This window comes from Clostridium sp., from assembly GCF_050717535.1.
Classification (GTDB): domain Bacteria; phylum Bacillota; class Clostridia; order Clostridiales; family Clostridiaceae; genus Clostridium_AD.
The window spans coordinates 1-4,746 of record NZ_JBOITM010000064.1 but is presented as its reverse complement, the minus strand read 5'-3'; the positions used below and the strand labels follow the sequence as shown (position 1 = coordinate 4,746).

At 29.3% G+C, this 4,746-nt stretch carries 5 protein-coding genes; 3 read left to right on the top strand and 2 right to left on the bottom strand.

What is annotated here, in order from left to right; all coding sequences use genetic code 11:
- Nucleotides 1-96 precede the first annotated feature (96 nt).
- Nucleotides 97-576 (bottom strand): ECF transporter S component, encoded by a 480-nt coding sequence (locus ACREVU_RS09125; protein ID WP_431551282.1) that lies wholly within the window; start codon nucleotides 574-576, stop codon nucleotides 97-99.
- Nucleotides 577-631: 55 nt separating this feature from the next.
- Nucleotides 632-1,267, bottom strand: coding sequence for a uridine kinase family protein (locus ACREVU_RS09120; RefSeq protein ID WP_431551281.1), 636 nt, complete (start codon nucleotides 1,265-1,267; stop codon nucleotides 632-634).
- Nucleotides 1,268-1,758: 491 nt separating this feature from the next.
- Between ACREVU_RS09120 and ACREVU_RS09115 the strand changes: the two genes are divergently transcribed.
- The 3 genes from ACREVU_RS09115 to ACREVU_RS09105 all read left to right on the top strand — a co-directional run bounded on the left by ACREVU_RS09115 (nucleotide 1,759) and on the right by ACREVU_RS09105 (nucleotide 4,593).
- Nucleotides 1,759-2,220, top strand: a complete 462-nt coding sequence (locus ACREVU_RS09115) for a DUF4342 domain-containing protein (protein ID WP_431551280.1) — start codon at nucleotides 1,759-1,761, stop codon at nucleotides 2,218-2,220.
- A gap of 215 nt (nucleotides 2,221-2,435) precedes the next feature.
- Complete coding sequence (locus ACREVU_RS09110) at nucleotides 2,436-3,119, top strand: response regulator transcription factor (protein ID WP_431551279.1); 684 nt, start codon at nucleotides 2,436-2,438, stop codon at nucleotides 3,117-3,119.
- Between the two features lie 244 nt (nucleotides 3,120-3,363).
- Nucleotides 3,364-4,593, top strand: coding sequence for a sensor histidine kinase (locus ACREVU_RS09105; protein WP_431551278.1), 1,230 nt, complete (start codon nucleotides 3,364-3,366; stop codon nucleotides 4,591-4,593).
- Nucleotides 4,594-4,746: the final 153 nt, after the last annotated feature.

Sequence of the window (4,746 nt, the reverse complement as noted above, 5' to 3'; positions counted from 1 at the left end):
TATGAAAGCAGCCTAATATAGGTGCTTTTTTTGCTTTATATCAAGAAAAATAGTTACAATAAAATTTTAAATTTCTAATTCAGCTGCGGATTATATCTAAAATCTAATTCTCGCACAGCCTGCCGGGAGTGCAGTAACAAATGAAACAGAAATAAATGCTGCCATACCATAAGCTTTATCTGTAAAGCTAAAGAGAATAGTATTCACTACACCCAAAACAATTCTACCACCTAACATAGCCCCAATAAGAGTGTGATAAATTTTTCCCTTAGTATATCGATACAATAATGCTGACAGTGCACCATAAGCATACAATTCAAACATCATAGATACACCTGTAGGATAAATTGCGGGCCTTCCCGTAAGAGCAAAAGCCAATAGCGGTAAAATCATACCGCAAACAGCACCATAGGGGAAACCACAGAGAAACCCACATATTAGCACTGGTATATGCATAGGTAAGAAAATAGCCCCCGGATTAGATACTGGTATGATTTTGATAAACTGTGGAAGTAACAAACCAATAGCGATACATAACCCAGTATAAGCAAGCTTCCGAGTACGATTAATTTTCATGTTAAAATCTCCTTTTCAAATTGAATTAATAATTAATGTAACAATGCATGGTGATTTATATCCAGAAATCAGAGGTATCAACTACAATGTCACATTGATCTTCAATATCAAGATTTCCGAAATAATTTTCCTCCATAGGAATCCATTTATCACGAAAATTTTGAAACATTTTTTCTCCATTGCGTTTTAAAATACGTTTTTGCTGAATTTGTGAACTAAGGTTCAAAAATATTTTATAATCATAATACTGTGAAAGTGTTGGATGTAGACAATAAACGCCCTCAACAATAGTAATCTTTTTAGGATCTATATGGATTGCTTCTCCAAAAGTCCCACTTAAGCAAGAATATGCTCTATAGATAACAGTTTTACTATTATTTAGTGGCTTAAGAACTTCTTCTTGAAATCTCTCATAATGAACATTTCCACCAGGTTTATCCAAGCGTTCCTTGGTTTTCATTTCAAATGGAAGGAAAAAATCATCCATATGAAAGACATTACAGTCAAACTTTTCTGCAAGTATTGCAGAAAGAGAGCTTTTTCCACTACCACAACGACCATCAATTGCAATAATTGCAGGTGTGCTTGACTTAGTTAATTTTTCCACTGCTGCAAACACCAAGGGATACTTTGCTTGATTTTGTTCAGCTACATCCATCTGTGGTGAATATCGACTATCATTATTCTTCATGATCTAATCCTCCTAGCATATTAAAGCTACTCTTATTATAGTATATTTTAACAAAAAAAACCGTCTAATCATTTTCTAGTCCTAAATGTTCCCCTCTTTTATTTTCTATTAAGGTTGTTATTTTTATCATTAAATATATACACTTCCTATCTTTATTAATTTGAATTAACTTTTACTCATTTGCAATTATTTATTAGTAATTATTTGTCTAATGAAATTGCTTAAATATTTCACTATTCTTTTGTTATCTTCTAATATCTATTGTAAACGAGTTCATATAAATATACATTAGGCAATTGTTTAAGATTTAATCCACAGTTTTAATGCATTTGAACAATGATAAATACATATCTCATATTTATATTATTTAAAAAGAATTCTAATCCAATTCTAATCGACTACTAATAAGTCTTTAATCCCTCCATCTTATAATAAAAGAATAGAAAGCAAATAATTCAAATCTATCCAATAAAAAACGAGGAGGAATTTATATGACAATAAATTTAGAGCAAATTGATGAGTTAAGAAAAAGAGCTAATATAAGCTATGAGGATGCTAAAAATGCCCTAGAACAAAGTGGTGGAGACCTTATTTCTGCACTTGTATATCTTGAAAAACAAAATAAGATTAAACCAGAGGAGATCCCTTCCAGCGAAATTAAATTTTTAAAAAAAATAAAAAAGCTTATTAAAAAAGGCAACGAAACAAAATTAATAGTAAAAAAAGATGATTCTGTAGTATTAAATATTTGTGTAACACTAGGAATTATAGTAACTGTAGTAGCTACTCCAGTAGTAATTGCCGCAACAATATTGGCTATAGTAACTAACCATAAAATAAGAATTCAAAAGAAAAATAGTGAAGATTCACAAGTAAACAAAGTTTTTGATAAGATGTCCCTTGCTGTTAATAAAGTAACCACAAAAATTAAAGAAGAAATGAAAACTGAATAATGCTCTAGTAACCTACATTTTATCTATGTAGGTTGTTTTTTTATAATAATATATTCCAAATATATAAAGTCAATTGTCAATTATATATAAAATAATATATAATGAAACTATGCTTATTAACTCAACTTTCTAGATGTTTTTATAGGTTACTACCTGCGAAAACATGTTTTAGAGTTGAACTATTAATATAATATATTTTGGGGGTTAATTTATATATGAATGGACAAAAAATATTAATAATTGAAGATGAAATAAAAATAGCACGATTTCTCCAGTTAGAACTAACCTATGAGGGCTACAGTGTTGAGCAATGTCATGACGGGCGTGAAGGCTTAGCTAAGGCTCTTAATGAAATTTTTGATATAATAATCCTTGATATCATGCTACCTTCTTTAAATGGACTAGAGGTGTTAAGGAGAATAAGACAAGTGTCAGCAATTCCTATTATAATGCTAACTGCCAAGGATGAGATAATGGATAAAGTTATGGGTCTTGATATAGGTGCTGATGACTATATGACAAAGCCTTTTGCTATTGAAGAATTATTAGCAAGAATAAGGACAGCATTAAAAAAGGCACCTGTAGTTAAAGAAATTTTGAATACATTATCTTCTGGAGAACTATCCATAGACTTAGATGGACATATGGTTACCTTTAGAAATGATCCTATAGACCTAACTAAGACAGAATTTGATTTACTTAAATACCTAATAGAAAATAAAAATATTGTTCTTACAAGAAATAAAATTATAGATACAGTATGGGGATATGAATATATGGGTGATACTAATGTAGTAGATGTGTATATTCGATATTTGCGAGCTAAAATAGATGATAGATTTAACAAGAAATTTATTTATACTGTTCGAGGGGTGGGATATCTTTTAAAAGATGAATAATTTGAAATTTATCTTTAGGTTTATATGGAAATGCTTTCGATTTCTCTTAAAAGTAGTAAAAATCATACTGAACTTTACTCCAAAGCTATTAAAGAATCTAATCTACAACATTAACAAGCGATTAAGATTTTCAATTAGTTTTAAAATTACAGCAGTATATAGTCTGATTTTTTCTACTACACTTTTTCTGTTAAGTGTAGGTTTAATTATAGGTTTTAGATTTTTTCTAATAGAAGAAGTTAATATGGAACTGACTAGATACAGCAATATAGCTATTAATTATTCTAAACAATATAAAAATTTTCAAAGCTTTAATTCCAATATTTTTTCTGATATAGAAAATATAAACTTCAATGTTTTTGATAAAAATAAAAATCTTGTTTATTCTACCCAAAAGAATAAACAACATGTATCCTTCCATGAAGATACCTCAGACTACCCTATAATTAACAAAATAAACCAACAGCTGATTTTTGTTACAACTAAACTTGACCAAAACAATAATTTTTTTATTATTCAGCTATCTAAAGACCTAAAAAAAGAAAATGAATATTGGGGTGTTTTTTGTTTAATCATATTTTTCGTAAATATATTTTCTTTAGTGATTACATTAGGTTTTGGTTCTAAAGCTAGTAAAAAAATGCTTCTACCAATAAAAGACATGACAAAAACCACAAAAGCTATTTCAATTAATGCATTAGAAACTAGATTAAATGTTAGTGTTTCACACGATGAACTAAAAGATTTAGCCCAAACTATTAATAAAATGCTAGATGGCATTCAAACCGCCTATGAACAACAAAACCAGTTCGTATCAGATGCTTCTCATGAACTTCGAACACCAATATCCGTTATTCAAGGATATGCAAACATGCTGTACCGTTGGGGAAAAGACGATAAAGCAGTATTAGATGAATCTATAACTGCTATAAAGGATGAAGCTAAGGATATGCAGCTATTAGTAGAAAAGCTTTTATTCCTTGCAAGAAGTGATAAAAACACTCAAAAAATAGGGAAAGAATATTTTTACATTAATGAATTGGTATATGAAATTATAAAGGAAACGAAATTAATTGATAACTTCCATAAAATTAAAACTGATATAAATGAAAAAGTATTCATTTATGCAGATAAAAAATTACTTAAACAAGCATTAAGAGTTTTCATTGATAACAGTATAAAATATACCCCAAATGGTGGAACCATTGTTTTAAATAACTATATTAAAAAGAAAAATCTAATGCTTGAAATTATAGACACAGGAATAGGTATTCCTAAAGAAGACCTCCCCTATATCTTCAACAGATTTTATAGATGTGATAAGTCAAGAGCAAAAGAAAGTGGTGGCACAGGCCTAGGATTATCTATTGCAAAATGGATTATTGGTAAACACAATGGTTCCATTATAGTAGAAAGCAGACCTGAAATTGGAACAAAGATTAGCATTGGACTTCCTATGAAAAATACTAGATAATTTAAAAAAGGTAGCACTACATTTTCAGGTTCTTACTAAACTTTGGGTGTATAGAAGAAAATGCGGGTGTAAAAACCTGCTTTTTCTTTATGCTCAGGGTTCTTATTTTTGGGTATTTATGGTATAATAAGGTATCAAAAAAAGGATGTGAAT

Excerpts from the sequence above, each read along its gene's own strand:
- ACREVU_RS09110 (WP_431551279.1), top strand. The coding sequence starts at position 2,436 with ATGAATGGACAAAAAATATTAATAATTGAAGATGAAATAAAAATAGCA.
- ACREVU_RS09125 (WP_431551282.1), bottom strand. The coding sequence starts at position 576 with ATGAAAATTAATCGTACTCGGAAGCTTGCTTATACTGGGTTATGTATC.
- ACREVU_RS09120 (WP_431551281.1), bottom strand. The coding sequence starts at position 1,267 with ATGAAGAATAATGATAGTCGATATTCACCACAGATGGATGTAGCTGAA.
- ACREVU_RS09105 (WP_431551278.1), top strand. The coding sequence starts at position 3,364 with ATGGAACTGACTAGATACAGCAATATAGCTATTAATTATTCTAAACAA.
- ACREVU_RS09115 (WP_431551280.1), top strand. The coding sequence starts at position 1,759 with ATGACAATAAATTTAGAGCAAATTGATGAGTTAAGAAAAAGAGCTAAT.